Annotated in this window: 16 protein-coding genes and 3 pseudogenes; 17 read left to right on the forward strand and 2 right to left on the reverse strand. The window is 56.6% G+C overall.

Translation table 11 applies throughout. The annotated features are described in order from the left end of the window. Positions 1-49 precede the first annotated feature (49 nt). The 4 genes from GMO_RS03970 to GMO_RS03985 all read left to right on the forward strand — a co-directional run bounded on the left by GMO_RS03970 (position 50) and on the right by GMO_RS03985 (position 3562). Positions 50-1411 (forward strand): MFS transporter, encoded by a 1362-nt coding sequence (locus tag GMO_RS03970; protein WP_008850994.1) that lies wholly within the window; start codon positions 50-52, stop codon positions 1409-1411. A 348-nt stretch (positions 1412-1759) separates the two neighbouring features. Then, positions 1760-2386, forward strand: coding sequence for a metallophosphoesterase family protein (locus GMO_RS03975; RefSeq protein ID WP_245528421.1), 627 nt, complete (start codon positions 1760-1762; stop codon positions 2384-2386). Further along, on the forward strand, positions 2374-3009 hold the full coding sequence (locus GMO_RS03980; protein WP_008850996.1) for a hybrid sensor histidine kinase/response regulator: 636 nt from the start codon (positions 2374-2376) through the stop codon (positions 3007-3009). Before GMO_RS03975 ends, GMO_RS03980 begins: the two co-directional genes overlap by 13 nt. 31 nt (positions 3010-3040) lie before the next feature. Beyond that, positions 3041-3562, forward strand: coding sequence for a response regulator (locus GMO_RS03985; RefSeq protein ID WP_008850997.1), 522 nt, complete (start codon positions 3041-3043; stop codon positions 3560-3562). 14 nt (positions 3563-3576) lie between these two features. Here the strand turns inward: GMO_RS03985 and GMO_RS03990 are convergent. Further along, positions 3577-4203, reverse strand: a pseudogene (locus tag GMO_RS03990) (SOS response-associated peptidase). Positions 4204-4609: 406 nt separating this feature from the next. Between GMO_RS03990 and GMO_RS03995 the strand changes: the two are divergent. The 11 genes and pseudogenes from GMO_RS03995 to GMO_RS04035 all read left to right on the forward strand — a co-directional run bounded on the left by GMO_RS03995 (position 4610) and on the right by GMO_RS04035 (position 15059). Beyond that, a complete protein-coding gene (locus tag GMO_RS03995; RefSeq protein ID WP_083813594.1) occupies positions 4610-6271 on the forward strand; it encodes a phytoene desaturase family protein in 1662 nt (553 codons plus the stop codon). After that, positions 6258-7790 carry a phytoene desaturase family protein gene (locus GMO_RS04000; RefSeq protein WP_040507437.1) on the forward strand — a complete coding sequence of 511 codons (1533 nt, stop codon included), beginning with the start codon at positions 6258-6260 and terminating at the stop codon, positions 7788-7790. The genes GMO_RS03995 and GMO_RS04000 overlap by 14 nt, the downstream gene beginning before the upstream one ends. Beyond that, the gene (locus GMO_RS04005) at positions 7787-8548 is read left to right on the forward strand and encodes a lysophospholipid acyltransferase family protein (protein ID WP_040507438.1); all 762 of its coding nucleotides are present in this window, start codon (positions 7787-7789) and stop codon (positions 8546-8548) included. The genes GMO_RS04000 and GMO_RS04005 overlap by 4 nt, the downstream gene beginning before the upstream one ends. Further along, positions 8545-9639, forward strand: a complete 1095-nt coding sequence (locus GMO_RS04010; RefSeq protein ID WP_008851003.1) for a glycosyltransferase — start codon at positions 8545-8547, stop codon at positions 9637-9639. Before GMO_RS04005 ends, GMO_RS04010 begins: the two co-directional genes overlap by 4 nt. Next, the gene (locus GMO_RS04015) at positions 9633-10049 is read left to right on the forward strand and encodes a DUF2141 domain-containing protein (protein WP_008851004.1); all 417 of its coding nucleotides are present in this window, start codon (positions 9633-9635) and stop codon (positions 10047-10049) included. The genes GMO_RS04010 and GMO_RS04015 overlap by 7 nt, the downstream gene beginning before the upstream one ends. A 12-nt stretch (positions 10050-10061) precedes the next feature. Continuing rightward, a complete protein-coding gene (locus GMO_RS14830) occupies positions 10062-10727 on the forward strand; it encodes an aldehyde dehydrogenase family protein (RefSeq protein WP_008851005.1) in 666 nt (221 codons plus the stop codon). After that, a complete protein-coding gene (locus GMO_RS14835) occupies positions 10681-10971 on the forward strand; it encodes an aldehyde dehydrogenase family protein (RefSeq protein WP_280985120.1) in 291 nt (96 codons plus the stop codon). The genes GMO_RS14830 and GMO_RS14835 overlap by 47 nt, the downstream gene beginning before the upstream one ends. Beyond that, positions 10968-11309, forward strand: coding sequence for an aldehyde dehydrogenase family protein (locus GMO_RS14625; protein WP_008851006.1), 342 nt, complete (start codon positions 10968-10970; stop codon positions 11307-11309). The genes GMO_RS14835 and GMO_RS14625 overlap by 4 nt, the downstream gene beginning before the upstream one ends. An 87-nt stretch (positions 11310-11396) precedes the next feature. Continuing rightward, positions 11397-13319 (forward strand): annotated as a pseudogene (locus GMO_RS04025) (TonB-dependent siderophore receptor); the annotation flags it as partial. Then, complete coding sequence (locus GMO_RS04030; protein ID WP_040507440.1) at positions 13303-13599, forward strand: hypothetical protein; 297 nt, start codon at positions 13303-13305, stop codon at positions 13597-13599. The pseudogene GMO_RS04025 and the gene GMO_RS04030, both read left to right, overlap by 17 nt. Further along, complete coding sequence (locus GMO_RS04035; RefSeq protein ID WP_008851009.1) at positions 13596-15059, forward strand: PepSY-associated TM helix domain-containing protein; 1464 nt, start codon at positions 13596-13598, stop codon at positions 15057-15059. The genes GMO_RS04030 and GMO_RS04035 overlap by 4 nt, the downstream gene beginning before the upstream one ends. A gap of 510 nt (positions 15060-15569) precedes the next feature. Here GMO_RS04035 and GMO_RS14630 read toward each other — a convergent pair. After that, positions 15570-15827: pseudogene (locus GMO_RS14630) on the reverse strand (IS481 family transposase); the annotation flags it as partial. Positions 15828-16033: 206 nt separating this feature from the next. Here GMO_RS14630 and GMO_RS04045 point away from each other — a divergent pair. Both GMO_RS04045 and GMO_RS04050 read left to right on the forward strand, forming a co-directional pair. Next, positions 16034-16741: a 2Fe-2S iron-sulfur cluster-binding protein gene (locus tag GMO_RS04045; RefSeq protein ID WP_456303442.1), complete on the forward strand. Its 708-nt coding sequence runs from the start codon at positions 16034-16036 to the stop codon at positions 16739-16741. Beyond that, positions 16738-17706, forward strand: a complete 969-nt coding sequence (locus tag GMO_RS04050; RefSeq protein WP_008851012.1) for an FAD binding domain-containing protein — start codon at positions 16738-16740, stop codon at positions 17704-17706. The genes GMO_RS04045 and GMO_RS04050 overlap by 4 nt, the downstream gene beginning before the upstream one ends. Positions 17707-17721 lie beyond the last annotated feature (15 nt).

Consider the following 17721-nt stretch of genomic DNA (forward strand, 5'->3'; position numbering starts at 1 on the left):
AAGCAGTACATAAGACCGCTCTATCAGAATTAGGCTACCGGAATATTTTATGACCGTCTCCTCTGTTTCCGATGCGCAGCGTCGTCTGGTCATGCTCTGCGCCGTGCTTGGTATTGTTCTGGGAGGACTGGACGGAGCAATTGCCAATATCGCCCTCCCGACAATCTCACGCGACCTTAACTGTAGCGAGACCCTGACGGTCTGGATCGTCAATGTCTATCATCTGACGGTTGCCGTCAGTCTCTTGCCCGCCGCAGCCCTGGCGGATTCACTGGGTCTGAAACGGGTTTACGGGTTCGGAATGATGCTTTTTACAGCAGCGTCTCTCGCCTGTGCGCTTTCTAACTCTCTCGGCGTTCTCATCGGGGGCCGTGTTGTTCAGGGGCTCGGGGCAGCGTGTATGGCGGCGTTGAGTGGTGCTCTTGTGCGCAGTGTCTACCCCAGAGCCATGCTGCATCAGGCTTTTGCCATTATCGCGCTGGCGGTTGCGATTTCAGCCGCGGTTGGGCCTACCCTAGCGGCGGCAGTTCTGGCCGTTGCAACCTGGCCCTGGCTGTTTCTGATCAATGTTCCGATTGGCCTGATGGCTGTCGCGCTTTTCCTGCGCGCAGCCCCTGCAAGTCCCCGCATCCCGCTCTCGTTCGACTGGGTTGGAGCATTGCTGAACGTAGGGGCCCTGGGGCTGGGTATTCTAGGCGTTGATGCGTTTGGGCAGAAGGAACACGAACTGGCCATGATCGAGATCGGGGCGGGTTTGCTCTGCACTATTCTCCTTTATGGACAGCAGAAAAGACAGCAAACGCCTATGCTGCCTCTTGATCTGCTGGCTATTCCGCTGTTTTCGCTTTCAATCCTGACTTCCATCTGCGCCTATGCGGCACAGATTCTGGCCTATGTCGCGTTGCCGTTTTTTTTCCAGATTGTCATGCATCAATCTGCTGTTACGACAGGTTTGCTTGTGACGCCCTGGCCACTGCTCGTTGCGGCTGCTGCACCTTTTGCTGGCCGACTGGCCACCCGGTACCCTGCTTCTGTTTTGAGCAGCGTAGGCCTGTCGATTTTGGCCATCGGATTAGCGACACTGAGCTTTATGCCGACGCACCCGGCTTTCTGGAATGTTGCCTGGCGAATGGCGCTTTGCGGTATTGGTTTTGGGTTTTATCAGACGCCAAATAATCTGACGGTCATGACTTCAGGCCCGGCAACCCGTAGTGGCGCCGCAAGTGGCATGCTGGCTGTCGCACGCACAATAGGCTGGGCGCTTGGCTCTGCATTGGTGGCTTTGGTCTTTGGCATTTCTCAAGGTAGCGGTGGGGCCGTGCATTGCCTTGAACTGGCCACCGGATTTGCACTTCTCGGAGCTGTGTTAAGTGTTTCGCGTCGGGTTGTTCGGTATGAGGCGTGTCAATAGACATATGCTTTCTGCCAGGGTCAGGTTTTATATGCGCGTTTAAAGAAGGGTGTTCTGGAACGCCATCGATCGGGGGCGCCTGTCGGACATGCTGGAGCGTATTCAGGGGTATATCGAGCATGTCAGCCTCCCGCACATGTCTCGCCGCTTGCAGGACCCGTCATGCTTGAGCGAGGCTGTAAAAAGATTCGTGGCGGGGAGGGGGAAGGCTATCTTCTGGCGGAAGCGGACAGGCTTTATGAACTGGCGGCAACGCCATGAGATTCTGGGATATCGAACTCGCGGACGAACGGATATGACACCCTTGCGGGCGGTGTCGTCTTCCTGCCTGAGACGCAGACGCTTGTGGTGGCGCACCTGCATCTGGGGAAGGGGACTTTCGCCCGGATGCGCGGTCTCCTGCTTCCACCTGGAGATACGGTTTCGACATTGGAGAAAGAACAGCGCCTCGTAGAGGATTATAAACCCCGGCTTCTGATTGCCCTTGGAGACAGCTTTCATGGTGCCAAAGCCGAAGAGCGTCTTCTGGACACTGAAAAAGCAGTACTTCGGGCGATAGCCTCAAAGACGTCCATTGTGCGGATCACGGGTAATCATGACATCCATCCAGTTCCGGATATCGCAGGTGAATGGCTGGATGAGTATCATTCAGGCAATCTGATCCTGCACCATATTCCGTCCGAAACGGTTCCCACAGGTAAGGCAGAACTGGCGGGACATCTTCATCCGAAGATCAGAATGCGGATCAGAGGGCATGTCATAAGCAGTCCCTATTGCATAAAAGGACCGGATCGTCTCATTCTGCCAGCGCTTGGGTTTTATACAGATGGACTGGACGTTTCTGATTCGGCTTTCAGGGGCCTGTTTTTGATGATCAAGGCGAGCTCATCTATTTTTTTGCCAGCCAGCTTGACGTTTCAAAACGCAGAGAAAGCGAAATGGCTCTTCGGCAAGGCCAGAAGATGGAAGCCATAGGACAGCTTACGGCCGGACTTGCGCATGATTTCAATAACCTGCTGCAGATCCTGAATAACAGTCTGCAGCGGATGAAGGAAAAGCGCCTTGATCATCAGGCCTTCGACCGACAGCATATGATTGCCGAGCAGGCTGCTGAGCGCGGAGCAAAGCTTACGCGTCAACTGCTTTCCTTTGCACGTCGCAACAGGCTGGATCCCACCGAAAACAATTTGAGCAGCCTCATCAGTTCCTTCAAGGAACTGATAGAAATGTCTGCTGGAAATCAGATTGCCTTATATCTCAATCTGCAGATCAGATTGCCGAGCGTTAAACTGGACGCAAACTACTTCGAGATGGCGCTGCTGAATGTTATTGCCAATGCACGGGCCGCTTCTTCACCTGGCGGATCCATTACAATCAGAACGAAACTGATTCATCTCAACGGAGACGCAGAAGCCCGTCGCCTCAAACCGGGGGACTATGTTGTTGTGACCGTAATGGACGAAAGGCATGCCTCCCCATATTGTTCAACGGGCCACAGAGCCATTTTTTACGACAAAGCCGTCAGGGCAGGGGACCGGACTCGGCTTGGCAATGGTCTAGGGGTTTGTCCAGCAGTCCGGCGGCCGTCTGGAAATTGACAGCGCGCCAGAGCATGGCACTAGCATCAGTATGGTTTTCCCGATCTATACGCCGAAGGAGCGTGCCGACACCACGTCAGGCCATACAGGTTACAAAGCTCATCCTGTCGCGGACACTCCGAATTCACCTCGTATCCTGGTTGTGGAGGATAACTCTGATATCGCACAGTTTGCTGCGGAATCCCTTATGGAGACCGGATATCAGGTGACTGTCGCTCAGGACGCAGTGGAAGCTCTCGATGTCTTCAAGAAGGCGCTTTCCGGACAACAGCCTTTCAACGCAGTTTTCTCTGACGTCATCATGCCAGGCGGCCCGAATGGTCTGGTACTTGCAGAAAAGATCACGGCAATAAGTCCGGGCACCCCTGTTATTCTGACCACAGGCTATAATGACGAAATGTCTCTAAACGCTCCGGAAAACAACAGTTTCGAGGTTTTGGGGAAGCCCTATCAGCGCTCTGAGCTGATAGATCGTATTCAGGCTGCTCTCAGTCATGGCTCGCGGAACGGCCAAACCCGGCGTACTTCCGACTTCGGTCATGCAGAAGAATAAAAGGACGTTTTGTTTCAAAGAACCTGAAGCGCAGAGTCTGCCAACGGCCTTTGCAGTTCCAGCGCGACAGGAGTTGGGGCGGTCAGCCAGGTCTTGATCTCTTCTCTGCTCCGCAGAATAACTGGCATGGCCTTGGGGTGATAAGGTGCCACAACGCCATTGGCCTCGGTTGTAAGAAAACCAAAGAGATCCGCTGTTACTTCTCCTTCTTTGAGCTTCCGTACCGATGTCCAGGACGTCCAGATACCCGCAAAAAATCTCAAGGGTCTGGTTTCATTCGCTGCAAACCACACCGGACGAAATGATCCGTCCTGCTGGCACGACTGTTCAGAAAAAGCCGTAAACGGCACGATACAGCGATGGGGCACGCCAAGCCAGCGTCGCCAGTGCTGAGAGGCCGTATTGCGAATATTCGTGATACCATGGTCCACCTTGCGGCCCTTCAGGGCGAAAACAGGTGATGGCATCCCTCACCGGGCCAGAACCAGTTCCCTGCCGTCCTTACCGTTACGAACGATCGGTGCCGCGTAGTCGGGATAGATATCAGGCATCGGTGGAAGATTGCCTGTATGATCGCTTAAAACCTGCGCGATGGCCCGGATTTCGTCCTGGGAAGATGTCTGGGCATAAAGGTTACACATCGTAGATCTCCTGCCCTGACCCTCATAACTTCGTCAGGAAGATGAAAAGGTATCTGCGCGATCCGAACAAGCAATAATTGGCATCTGACGGGTCTCTGTGGAAGCCGTCGCGGGCGATCGATTTAAATATCAGATAGAAATCCTCCGGCAGTCTGGCGGGAAGGGCAAGAAGAAACGTGAAGGAGACTATAAGCCTCTTGCCTGACAGCGCGGGAGTATCGCGGCGGCCTGACTAGTGACAACGGCTCCCGCCTGGACTGGGTTTGTACCTATCAACGATGGAAAATTAACAGGCCGCTCAGCTGCGAGATCTGGGTGAAGTGTAAGATCAATATAAATATTTTCCCTCGTGCAACGAATGCCCTCGGGGTGAGTTTTTGCTGGACTGAGACTTCGTCTCCAGAAAATGTCGGTTTTTTTAAAAGGCCGAGATACTTGCTCAAGTGGAAGAAACCAGAATTTGGAGAATTGCTCGATATCTAGAACTGTCACCAAATCTGGTTCGCTCTCCAGGCGGCGGATTGCGATTGTTGGTGGAGGGCCAGGTGGACTGGCTTCAGCAATGCTGCTGGCCCACGAGGGCGCAGACGTCACGCTCTATGAGCGACACGGCCAACTCGGGGGGCGGTCTTCCGTGATTGAGGGTGAGTGTGAGGCCGGAGCGTTCCGGTTCGATACCGGGCCGACGTTCTTTCTCTATCCCCAGATCCTTCGGGACATTTTCCAGCGCTGCGGGCTACGGATGGAAGATACGATCACCCTGAAAAAGCTCGACGAAAACTACGATCTGGTTTTCGAAAACGGCCCTTCCCTGAAGGTCACCTCCGACATCGATATGCTGGAGCGTGAAATTGCGCGGATTGATGTGCAGGATGCCGGGAAGGTTCGGGAGTTCATTGCCGATAACCGCACCAAGTTCCGGAGCTTCATTCCTGTTTTGCAGCGGCCTTTCAACAATGTGCTGGATCTGTTGCGGCCTGACATGCTGCGGGCCTTTCCGAAGCTGCGGCCGCTGTCCTCGGTGGATCGGGATCTGAGCCGGTATTTCCGTGATCCGAGAACGCGGCTCGCCTTTTCGTTCCAGAGCAAATATCTTGGCATGTCGCCCTATAGATGTCCGAGCCTTTTCACGATCCTGAGCTTCATGGAGTATGAATACGGCATCTATCATCCCGTCGGGGGCACGATGGCCGTCATGGAGGCCATGGGGCAGGCGGCGGAGCGGCTTGGGGTTACGATCCGCTTGAATACGCCCGTGCGTGAGATCCTGACCCGCAAGGGACATGCAACGGGAGTGCTAACGGATCAGGGACCTGAGCGGGCGGATGCCGTTATCATCAATGCCGATTTCGGGCGAGCGATGACGAAGCTGGTTCCGGACCGCAAACGGCGTCGATGGAAGAACAAGTCCATCGAGCGGAAGAAATATTCCTGCTCGACATTCATGATGTATCTCGGGATCAAAGGAAGTGTGCCGGACAAGGGACATCACACGATTTTCCTCTCGGGATCTTATGATCAGAACTTCGCTGAAATCGAGGCGGGGAAAATGCTGTCCGAGGAGGCATCCCTCTACATCCAGAATGTCTGTGTAACCGATCCGGGCCAGGCGCCGGTGGGACATTCCACACTCTATGTCCTGATGCCGGTCGGGCATCTGCGTGACGGGGGTGTGGACTGGACGGATGAGACACGGGCGCAGGCCCGCAGGCTCTTGATGGCACGACTGGAAAAGGCTGGTTTTACGAATATTGAGGAGCGGATCCGCTTTGAGCAGATCATAACGCCCGCCGACTGGGAGGAGCGTTATGACGTTCACAAGGGGGCGGTCTTCAATCTGGCGCATAATCTGGGGCAGATGCTGTACTGGCGGCCCCATAACCGTTTTGAAGATATCCGGGGCATTTATTTGGCGGGTGGGGGAACCCATCCAGGCAGCGGGCTTCCGGTAATTTTCGAAGGTGCGCGGATCAGCAGCGATCTGGTGGTCCGGGATCTTGCACCCCGCAGGCGCTTTGCGTTTTTCAATTGGCGTTCCCGGAAAGGGGCCACCCATGTCATGTCCTGAACAGAGGTCGTCTGTCATTGTTATCGGAGCCGGGCTTGGGGGGCTTGCGGCGGCCTGCACGATGGCTGCGCGTGGCCACAAAGTGACTGTGCTTGAGGCCAATGAGTGGCTTGGGGGCAAGGCTGTGGAATGGCGGGAGGGAGGTTACCGGTTCGATATGGGGCCGACCATTCTGACCGTTCCGCGTGTACTGAAGCGTGTTTTCTCCGAAGCGGGTGTTGATATGCATGAGCGACTGGATTTGCGGCGGCTTGATCCGCAGTGGCGCTGTTTTTTCGAGGACGGACAGACGCTCGATCTAGAGGAAAATGCGGAGCGGATGGCGCAGGTTCTGGAAAGCCTGTGCGCAGGGGACGGAGACGGTTATCGCGGCCTGATGGAGACCAGTCAGCAGTTGCATGACACATCCGAGCGGTTCTTCTTTTGGAAAAGTGTTGGTGGCCTCACGGATATGATGGATCTGCGTGGCACGTTCACGCTTGCGACCTTACGCGACGTGTTGCGACTGCGGATGGATTCCACGTTTGCCCGGGAGATACGCAAGCGCATTCACAATCCCCGGGCGGCCCAGATGCTGGATCATCTGACGCAGTATGTGGGGTCCAGTCCGTTCCAAGCCCCGGCCGTGCTGCTGGGTATCGCCGACATGCAGAATCATGACGGGGTCTGGTATCCGATGGGCGGTACCCGTGCTGTGCCTGAAGCACTGACCCGGCTTGGAGAGGATCTCGGGATCGAGTTCAGAAGCAGGGTGCCGGTGCAGCGGATACTAACGCGGAACGGCCGTGCCTGTGGCGTCCTGACCGCGCAGGGTGACGTGCTGGAGGCGGATGTAATCATCTCCAACATGGACAGTGTGCGTACGATGCGGGAGTTGCTGATGTATGTTCCGAGCGCAGGGTTCGAGCGTCAGTGGAAGCGGCGGAAGCCGGCCTGTTCGGGGGTGGTGCTGTATCTCGGGCTGGATCGAGCCTACGATCATCTGGCGCATCATGATTTTGTCTTTTCCACTGATCCGGAAAAGGAATTCGATGCCATCTACCGCCAAGGCGTACCCGCGCCAGATCCGACCTGTTATCTCGCGGCACCGTCGCGGACTGATCCGGATGTAGCACCGGAAGGGGGGGAGGCGCTGTATGTCCTGGTGCATACGCCCTACATCCACCGGGGCCAGGACTGGCAGGAGATCTTTCCGGGGTACAGGCAGATCATTCTGGACAAGCTGAAGCGCTGCGGGAAGATGCCTGATCTGGAGGAACGGATCAGGGTTGAGCATCATCTGACGCCGCTCGATATACAGGAGCGTTATTCGACGCTGCGCGGTGCGATCTACGGTCTGGCGAGCCACGGCCGCCTTAATGGGGCGTTCAAGCCTGCAAATCGGTCGGCGGATGTTCCGGGACTGTATCTTGCGGGAGGGGCTGCACATCCGGGGGCGGGCATGCCAATGGCGCTGATGTCGGGCTGGATTGCTGCGGATTGTGCCGATCATGACATGGCGGAAGCGCGCGCATCATGACAGCGCCCGGGGGGCGTCATCCGCTGGTGGCTGCGCTCGTCTCTCGGGGGATGCGCCGGGGGATTGGGCGGCGCTTCAATGCGGTCCGGCTGTCAGGAAATGGCGAGGCATTGCGTCATCGTGGGCCTCTTGTTGTGTGTGCGAACCATCCGGGGTGGTGGGATCCGGCGGTCTTTGCATGGTTGCAGCATCATTTTTTCGGACACTGTCATGGCTACGGGCCGATGGAGGCTGCGGCATTGCAGCGGTATCCGCTGCTGGAAAAAGCTGGGTTGATACCGGTTGATCCGGATGATCCGCAGTCGCTCCGGCGATTTGTTCGTGTGGCGCAGGATGTGCTGCGGCGGGGTAATGTCCTGTGGATAACCCCTCAGGGGCACTTCACTGACAGTCGTGTCCGGCCCGTCCGGCTTCAGCCGGGGTTTGCGCATCTGGTACGGCATATGCCTTCGGTCCGGCTTGTGCCGCTAGCGATCGAATATCCGTTCTGGAATGAGATCCGGCCGGAGCTGTTGCTCAGATTCGGCGCTCCGGTACCTATGGGTGAGGGGGAGGGTGTGCGTTGTGTGACGGCACGCATGGAGGAGGCCCTGACGGAGACGATGGACGCACTGGCCCAGGATGCGTGCACGCGCGATGCATCGCGTTTTACGACGTTTGTGCAGGAAAAGGCGGGGATTGGCGGGATTTATGATTTGGGACGCAGGGTCCGGCAATGGGTGCGTCGGGAGAATTTTCAGCCACGGCATGATCCATGACCCGGAAGCTTGAGAAACTGGCATTCGGCGCGGCTCTTCTGCCGTTTGTCATGACGCTGCTGAATCTGGGCCGGTTGCGCAGACTTCCGGATAAATCTGGGCATGGGCCGGTCTCTGTGCTGATTCCGGCGCGGGATGAGGAAGAGACTATCCAGGGGGCGATCGACACGGTTCTGGCCAGTGAGGGGGTGGAGCTGGAACTGGTCGTGCTGGACGATCATTCGAGCGACAGGACGCTGGATATCCTGCGTGCCTGCACTGACCCTCGGCTGCGGGTGTTGCAGGCGCCAGACCTGCCGGAAGGGTGGTGTGGCAAGACACATGCCTGTGCGCTGCTGGGAGAGGCCGCGCGACATGATCTAATGCTGTTTGTGGATGCGGATGTGCGGCTGCGGCCCGATGCGCTGGCGCGGCTTTCCGCCCTGATGTCGGCGCGGCCCGAGATTGCGTTTCTCAGTGGCGTGCCCCGGCAGGTGACGCGAACATTTCTGGAATGGTTGCTGCTGCCGTTCATTCATGTCCTGCTGCTGGGATATTTGCCGATGGTGTTCGACACCGGGCAGAAGCCGGAGTTTGCTGCGGCCTGTGGTCAGCTCGTTTTCGTAAGGCGCAGTGCCTATCGGGTGAGTGGGGGATATGCTGCCATCCGCAACAGGCTGCATGACGGGCTTGCGCTTGCACGGCAGTTTCGGAGCGCTGGCTTCAGGACAATGTTGTTTGATGCGACGGACATCGCGTCATGCCGGATGTATCACCGGGCGGCAGATGTCTGGAACGGGCTTCTGAAAAACGCGACGGAGGGCATGGCGACGCCTCGGGGGCTGCCGGTCTGGACCGTGCTGCTAGGGGCGGCACAAATTCTTCCGTTCCTCCTGCCGGGGACGCCGGTGTCCAAGCTGGCGGCCGGGATGACGTTTCTGACGCGCGGTCTGATCTCGTACCGTTTCCGGCAGGGCTGGGGCACGGTTGTACTGGCGCCGCTTGGAACGGCAATGTTGCTTCTGCTTCAGTGGCAGGCGTTAATTGGCGGGTGTCTAGGGCATGCGCCGCGCTGGCGGGGGCGGTCCTATCCACGGAGATCTGTATGGTGAAATTGTCTTTGACGCTGTCTCTGCTGCTGCTTCCCTGTGTTGTGCAGGCTGCTGCGCTTGATGTGACGGTGACAAACATTCCGGATGCAGCAGGGAGCATTCGCGTTGCTGTTTGTACGAAGGCGGAGTTCCTGCATCCGGATTGCGGGTATCATGCGATCACACCATCAAAGGCGGGACAGGTTAGCGTGATGTTCGAGACTATCCGGCCCGGGATTTATGCGGTCCAGGTCTTCCAGGATCGCAACGCCAATCAGAAGCTGGACCAGAATTTCCTGGGAATGCCGAAAGAGCCGCTTGGCTTTTCGCGTAATCCGCCGATGCATTTCGGACCACCCCGTTTTGCCGATGCGGCATTTTCGTTTTGGACTCAGAACAGCGCCGTGTCCGTAGCGCTGAGGGTGAAATAAGGCATCCCTAAGATGCTACCTGATGATGCGGTTGAACAGCTGAAGCAAGCCGCAGAACTGTGGGCTGGGGTTCCGATGACAGTGCGGCTGCGTCTGGTCAGGCGTTTTCGTCGTCTTCTGCGGCGTAGGTGGTGGATGTTGCCGGGTCTGTTTCCTGACCGCCCGGTAGTGGAGACGCTGACGGCCGAACTGTTACCTGTGCTTGCGGCGTGCAAGTTTCTTGAGCGGAATGCCAAGAAGGTCCTACGGGGGCGGAAAGCAGGTGTATGGGGGCGCCCGCTGTGGCTGCCGGGAGTGACATCGCGTGTGGAGCGGCGACCTTTCGGAGCGGTCTTGATCTTGGCACCGGGAAATTATCCGCTGATGCTGCCGGGGATCCAGATCCTGCAGGCCCTGGTGGCAGGAAACGTTGTGGCCCTGAAGCCGGCTCCAGGGGGTGAGACGGCCGCCTGTCTTCTGGCTGATCTTCTGGTGCATGCCGGTTTTCCTCCCGCGGTGTGCATGATTCTGCCGACGGATTCTGGAGTGGAGGCGGTAGCTGCAGGTTTTGATCTGATCATACTCACAGGCTCGGCGCAGACGGGGCGGTGTGTGCCTTCAGGAGGCGGCCAAGACACTGACGCCCACAATCATGGAGCTTTCTGGCGTGGACCCGGTGTTCGTGTTGCCGGGGGCTGACCTAGAACATGTAGCTCGCCGGCTCGTCTATGGTGCCCGTCTGAACAATGGGGCGACATGTATCGCCCCACACCGGGTTTTCATCTTCCATGAGGACAAAACGGCGTTTCTGACGCTGCTGCGGTCCATGCTGGTGCAAAAACCGCCCCTATCATGCGACAGCGCTGGGCTGGGCGCGACTTACGGTTCAGATGGAGCGCATTCAAAGCTGCAGGGGGGTGTGCAGAGACGGTCGAGGATGTGACCATATTCACGCAGGTGGAAGGGCTTCATACTTTGCTGGATACCGACATCTTCATGCCCTGGCTAGCGCTGACAGGTGTGTCGGACATGGAGGAGGCGCTGAAGCTGGAGAAGAAAATGTCCTATGCCTTGGGAGCATGTATTTTCGGACCGGTGTCTGCAGCGACACGGCTGGCACGGCGGCTTCGCTCAGGTTCAATTTGTATTAATGATCTGATCGTTCCAACCGCGGACCCACGATTGCCCTTCGGGGGATGTGGCGGCAGTGGTTACGGTACAACCCGCGGGCCGGAAGGGCTTCTAACGCTGACGCGTCCCGTTGCGATATCCGTGCGATAGCTCGTCAAGGCGCCAAATTATTTTCGGAACAGTCGCGGCTAAAACATTCCTCTTTAGCCTAGTTCATATCCAGCTGCTGTAAAGACGCTGCGTGGTGTTCTGAACCTCAATCAGGCTGTGCGGTACACTGCGGGCATCACGCCTGACCTACGGGGTGGCGAAGGAACGCGATATGACCAATTCCTGCTGCGCGGCTTTTCCATTCCAACATTTCTCGACGGACTGAGGCTGCAGGACAGCCCGACAGGTTACGCCATTGCTCAGACTGACACGTCCCGTCTAGAACGTATTGAAATCCTCAAGGGACCAGCCTCCGCGATTTATGGTCAGTCCAGTCCGGGTGGTCTGACAGCCCTGTCCAGCAAACTTCCGACGGATCAGCGATCCTATTGCAGCGTGAACGCAACGGGCGGTATGTTCGATCTGTATCGTGTCGATGCGGATGTCGGTGGGTTTGCGACGGATAACGGGTTTGTCCGTTATCGCGTCAATGGAACGGTTAATGGCCAGCATACGCAGCTTTCCCGGACCGGCAGCCGTCGTTTCAGCATCAGCCCTTCCTTTACCTTTGGCGGCGATGGCCCGACGACACTGACCCTGCTTGGCAATTATCAGTATGATCCGGAAAACGGATCCTATGGCGGCGTTCCGTTGGTCGGTTCCCTCAAGCGTGCAACATTCGGATATCTGTCACGTAACTTTTATGATGGTGATGCCAACTATGAGAAATTCAATCGCAGGCACGGCTCCATTACCTATATCTTCAATCACCGTTTCAACAAGGATTGGAGCTTCAGCACGCGCGGCCGTTACGATGATATCAAGACGCAGTATCGCAGTGTTTATGACAGTGGTTATTACAGTGATGAAGCAAACGGGCTTCTGGCCCGCTCCGCTTTTGGCACGAACGAACATACGCACAATCTGGCGTTTGACAGCCAGTTCAAGGGCCATGTCCGCACAGGACCGCTCACTCACTCAATGATGTTCGGCTTTGACTACATGCAACAGACAGCTTCTGAACAGGGCTTCTATGGTTCAGCTCCAGACCTGAACGTTTTTCACCCCAATTACAACATGAGCATCCCGACTGCGGCCCCGTATATCAGCTACGACACGACATCACACCAGATTGGTGCCTATGGTCAGGACGAAATTCGCTGGAAACGTCTGATAGTGACTGGCAGCATCCGGAACGACTGGTATCGTTCCCATCAAGTGGAGCATATCTACGGTTCGGATACGAAGGAGAGCCCCAGTCAGATTACCTGGCGTGCTTCCGGCCTCTATCATTTCGACTTTGGACTGGCGCCGTATATCAGTTACTCGACATCCTTCCAGCCACAGTCTGGTACGGTCTCCAGCAACGGGGGTGCAACGCTCCGTCAGGCCAACCCCTCTCTCGGTAAGCAGCTTGAAGGCGGCGTAAAGTATCAGATTCCGGGCACCTCGATCCTGCTGAGCGCGGCCGGATTTCATATCGAACAAACGAATGTGCTCGTCGCTGTCGCCAACACGGCTTACAGTGTCGAAAGCGGCAGGGTCCATTCTGACGGGTTCGAGCTGGAGGCTCATGCCGAGCCGTTCAGGAACCTTATGCTCACGGCGGCAGTCAGTTTTCAGAAGGTTAAGGATGATTCAACCGGAAAACCGCTGATTCAGTCAGGCAAGGGCAATGCCTCCCTGTTCGCATTCTATACTATGCCGTCCGGCCCACTGAAGGGTTTGGGTTTTGGCGGTGGCATGCGTTACACGAACAAGTCCTATGGAGGTGAAGCGGATTATGGCAGCGTGTGGGTTCCACAATATGCCCTTTTTGATGCTTCCGTCCGTTATGACCTCTCGAAAGTGTCACACTCTCTGCGTGGATGGAACGTTTCGGCCAGTGTGCGCAATCTGTTCGACAGGAACTTTGTGGCCAACTGCCTGAGCTATGCTTCCTACGGTCAGGAATTTTGTTACTATGGAGAGCGCCGGAACGCTCAGGCCACTATTGGCTACAGCTGGTAAGCCTTATCTGCTAAGGCGGTGGGATCTGGCTTTCCGGATCCTTGCTGCCATCCCCGGCGGCTATGCGCTATCAGCCTTTACCGGGATCTGCCTTGCGCTCTGGCTTCCCGGCCTGTGCGCTGAACGCGCCATGATGGGAATGCTTGCAGGTCTTCTGATCTGGCCTGTCGTTTTCATGGTGAGCTTTGCCGTTTCTGACGGACATAAGGCGCTGGTTATAACCGTCTTTGCCATTCTCTGTCTGACAGGACTGTCTTTGCTGGCAGGCTGGCGCCCGTGAAAGGATCGTTCCGTGCCTCCATGGCGTGGCTCCATACGGGCCTGGGGCTGATCACAGGTTGGCTCCTATTCGCCATAGCCCTGTCCGGATCCTTAAGTGTGTTTCGGGAAGACATCAGTGTTTGGATGCGCCCGGAACTCCGGGATGGGCCTGTCCAGCCCGTTGATTCCACTGTACACGCTATTGCGTGGCTCACGGATCATGCCGCGAAGTCTTCTGCCTGGTATCTTACGGCTCCTGATAACCGTGCTCCTTACGTGTTAGGTATCTGGGAAAGGCCTGAAGGTGGCTATACTCAGAAGGCTCTAGATCCTCAGACCGGAAGTCCGGACGGCATCCGTGACACGGCAGGGGGTGAGTTCTTTTACCGCTTCCACTTCGAACTCAAGCTTCCCTATCCTTACGGGCGCCTGATCGCTGCCGTGGCGGCTCTCGCACTGGTCGTGGGGCTGGTAAGCGGGCTGATCGTCCATCGGCGAATCTTTGCCGACTTTTTTACATTCCGGCCGGGCAGGGGGCAGAGAAGCTGGCTGGATGCACATAACCTGTTGGGAGTTGTCGCTTTTCCCTTCCATCTGATGATCTCTTTTACCGGAGCTGTTACTCTCGTCACAATGCTTCTGCCCTGGAGCTCCCAAGCCATTTACAGACACGATCCGATGGCAGCGTTCACGGACCTGAACCCGGCCCTTGAGTCTCGGCCAGCCAGTGGAAAACCCGGCCAGCTCGTTTCCATTACGCCGTTACTTCAGGAAGCGGAAAAGCGTTTTAAAGGCGCTGGAATTTCCCAGATCAATGTCTTCAATCCCTCTGACAGGGCATCCCTGATCACGGTCATGGCCGGGAATAACGGCACTGTCAGCACAACATCCCACACTCTAACGTTCGATGGAACAACAGGCCATTTCATGAAGGAGCATATCGAAACCCGACCCGTCATCCGCACCTATACATTCCTGTATGGGCTACACGTCGCGCGGTTTGCACCAGACCTAACCCGATGGCTCTACTTTGTCTCCGGCCTAATGTTGACGGCTGTGATCGGCAGTGGAATGCGTCTGTGGACGATGAAACGGTTGCGCCTGTCACACCATTTCGGACATGTCCTGACAAATCGGCTGAATGTTGGTGTTCTGGCAGGAATGCCACTGGCATTTGCCTCGTACTTTCTGGCGAACAGAATGCTTCCGTTTACACTTTTGTATCGCTCGGATCGTGAAATCCAGTGCGTTTTCATCATCTGGGGTCTGGCGCTGGTTGTTGCAGTCAGTAGCCCTGCAAGGCGTGCCTGGCCTATGTTGCTGGGAGCCTGCGCTCTCGCCTGTCTCGCTATTGCAGCCTTCAGCGTTCCGTGCAGCAATGCTGTCACGAAAAGCATGGCAGCGATAAGCCTGCTGTTCTCGGGAGCTTTTACTTACGCGGCTTTCCGGGCCTGCCATGAAAAAGCAGAACAAATATGATCGGGCTATCTTTTCTCTGCGGGCAATCCGCAATGTTTCTGCTGGCTGCTGGATCAACCCATGGGAGCAGCATTCTCTTTCAAAAATCGCCGTTCCGTTCTCATCGTCTGGGACTGCAACGCGCGGGTTTCGCTCTTTTGATAACCAGCCTGTTTCTGGAGTTTCATCGCAGTGATTTCCCAATCATTGATACCCTAACCTGGATTGGCCTTCTGACTCTTGAAGTGCTGTTCACTGCGCTGATTTTTACGGCCCTAAACGCACGCAGACGATCCGTCCGGTAAATCAACCGTTGTCAGTACCCCGCGCCCGTTTTCTTGTTGTAATATCGCAATAAGAATCTTTTGCGAAAACTCTGTGCTTAAGCATCTCTCTAGTTGCAACAAGCAGACATGGCGTGTGTCCGGAGCAAGGGGCATGAGCTATATGAAAAACGTCTATCTCAGGCCCCTTCCTCCTGAAGGTGCGTCGGACATGTTCTACGGATTGTGGGATAAACGTGTCTAGGTCTGAAGTCCGGGTGCGGAGTAGAATGCTGGCCTGCAAGGCATAAAGGCAGTCATCTAGCGACAGCGGGGTATGGCGACGGAAGGCAACTGACATGGTTTCCTCCGCCTTAGTCAGAACTGTCAAACACGGCTCTTTGGGACCCGTCTTCGGATTGATCCCGACCTCCCGGTTCAGCGTCGCGAACGAAGCTTGTAATCGCTACACTGCTGCTTGGACGGCATGAGTGGCCCTGGCACTACCAAGACGTATTTGTCCCATTAGGCTTTCTTCCACTCGCGTGAAAATATCACATCATCAAATCCCAAGACCAAACACCCAGGCAAATGGATGTAAAGCCAAGAACGATTGCTGATGGGAATGATAGTCACGTATGCGTGAGACATTCTATTACAGGTTGCCATTGAGACGTAACGTTCAGGTAAGCTTAAGTTCTCCGTAAAATCAGAGCGCTAAAGGAGCGGTGCATGCCCCAAGAGCCGCGTCTCAACATGCCAGTCGATTTGCCGATGCACATCGCGAAGCTGTCGCGCCGCATGGTCTTGCGCGGAGCGATGGCGCTCCTCAGTGCAAGTCAGATTCTGCGTCCAGTCTGGGCCCGAGCTCTCGCCTCCCGGCGGCACACCCCGCCATCTCACCCGCCCAAAGGGGTGGAAACGGCTATGGCCGCTTTCTCCGTTAATGGCGAACATTACGACCTGACGGTGGACACACGCACCACGCTGCTGGACCTCTTGCGTGAGCAGCTTATCCTGACCGGAACGCACAAGGGCTGCGATCACGGGCAATGTGGCGCCTGTACTATTCTGGTAAACGGTCAGCGTATCCTGTCTTGTCTCAGCCTCGCCGCAATGCATGAGGGGGATAGCATCACCACCATCGAAGGTCTCTCAGCGGCGAACGGGACACTTCATCCCGTGCAGGCGGCTTTCATCGATCATGATGGCTTCCAGTGTGGCTACTGCACGTCCGGACAGATCTGTTCCGCCGTCGGGATGCTACGTGAGCTTGCCGCTGGAAATCCCAGCTATATCACCGCCGACCTTTCGGCGCACCCTGAAGCGGTGACCGAAGAACTGCATGAACGCATGTCCGGCAATCTCTGTCGGTGCAGCGCCTATGTCGGTATTTCCGTCGCCCTGATCGAATTGGCGCGCACAAAGGTGCCGGCATGAAAAATTTCGCCTTTTCGACCGCGCATTCCGTTGACGATGCAGCCCATGCTGCAGCCTCTGGAGCGCGTCCCATAGCCGGGGGCACGAATCTTCTCGACCTGATGAAGCTTCAGATCGAGACGCCGGACAGGCTTGTCTCCGTCCGCAGGCTTCCTCGGCTCGATCATGTCACCGCTACGCCTGAGGGAGGTGTCAGAATTGGTGCTGACGTCACGAACACAGCGCTGGCCGCCCATCCTCTCATCCGGGAGTGCTATCCTTTGCTTTCCCGTGCGCTTCTGGCCGGTGCTTCCGCTCAGATCCGTAACATGGCGACCACCGGCGGCAATCTGCTTCAGCGCACACGATGCGTCCAGTTCTACGATACGACGGATGCGTGCAACAAACGCCAGCCCGGCTCCGGCTGCGGCGCATGGAACGGAGGAAACCGCATGAACGCCGTCATCGGCGGCAGTAAAGCCTGCATTGCGGTCAATCCGTCGGACATGTCGGTGGCGCTTCGTGTCCTCGACGCCACGGTTCATGTGCAGGATGCGACGGGACGGAACCGGACCATTCCTATTGCGTCCTTCCACCTTCTGCCAGGCGTAACACCGGAACGGGAGACGGCATTGCAGGCTGGTGAAATCATTACTGAAATCAGCCTGCCACCCCCACCGACGGGCGTGCATCATTATCGCAAGGTGCGCGATCGGGCGAGCTATGCTTTTGCGCTTGTCTCCGTCGGTGCCGTCGCGGACATCCGGGATGGGCGGATCATCTCGGTCCGTTTCGCATTCGGCGGCATCGCACCTCGGCCATGGCGCATCGAGGCTGCCGAGGCTGTCCTGCAGAACCAGCCCGCTGAGGTTTCCACCATTGAACACGCCTGTGACATCGCTCTCGAAGGCGCGAAAGGCCATGGGGACAATGATTTCAAGATTCTTCTTGCACGACGCACTCTTGTCGCCACCCTTATCTCCTGACGGGACTGGAACAGG

It is taken from the genome of Gluconobacter morbifer G707, assembly GCF_000234355.1.
Lineage (GTDB): Bacteria > Pseudomonadota > Alphaproteobacteria > Acetobacterales > Acetobacteraceae > Gluconobacter > Gluconobacter morbifer.

Coding starts and splice junctions, on each gene's coding strand:
- GMO_RS03980 (WP_008850996.1), top strand. CDS start 2,374: ATGGAAGCCATAGGACAGCTTACGGCCGGACTTGCGCATGATTTCAAT.
- GMO_RS04015 (WP_008851004.1), top strand. CDS start 9,633: ATGGTGAAATTGTCTTTGACGCTGTCTCTGCTGCTGCTTCCCTGTGTT.
- GMO_RS04050 (WP_008851012.1), top strand. CDS start 16,738: ATGAAAAATTTCGCCTTTTCGACCGCGCATTCCGTTGACGATGCAGCC.
- GMO_RS14830 (WP_008851005.1), top strand. CDS start 10,062: ATGCTACCTGATGATGCGGTTGAACAGCTGAAGCAAGCCGCAGAACTG.
- GMO_RS14835 (WP_280985120.1), top strand. CDS start 10,681: ATGGAGCTTTCTGGCGTGGACCCGGTGTTCGTGTTGCCGGGGGCTGAC.
- GMO_RS04005 (WP_040507438.1), top strand. CDS start 7,787: ATGACAGCGCCCGGGGGGCGTCATCCGCTGGTGGCTGCGCTCGTCTCT.
- GMO_RS03995 (WP_083813594.1), top strand. CDS start 4,610: ATGTCGGTTTTTTTAAAAGGCCGAGATACTTGCTCAAGTGGAAGAAAC.
- GMO_RS03970 (WP_008850994.1), top strand. CDS start 50: ATGACCGTCTCCTCTGTTTCCGATGCGCAGCGTCGTCTGGTCATGCTC.
- GMO_RS03985 (WP_008850997.1), top strand. CDS start 3,041: ATGGTTTTCCCGATCTATACGCCGAAGGAGCGTGCCGACACCACGTCA.
- GMO_RS04010 (WP_008851003.1), top strand. CDS start 8,545: ATGACCCGGAAGCTTGAGAAACTGGCATTCGGCGCGGCTCTTCTGCCG.
- GMO_RS04045 (WP_456303442.1), top strand. CDS start 16,034: ATGCCCCAAGAGCCGCGTCTCAACATGCCAGTCGATTTGCCGATGCAC.
- GMO_RS04000 (WP_040507437.1), top strand. CDS start 6,258: ATGTCATGTCCTGAACAGAGGTCGTCTGTCATTGTTATCGGAGCCGGG.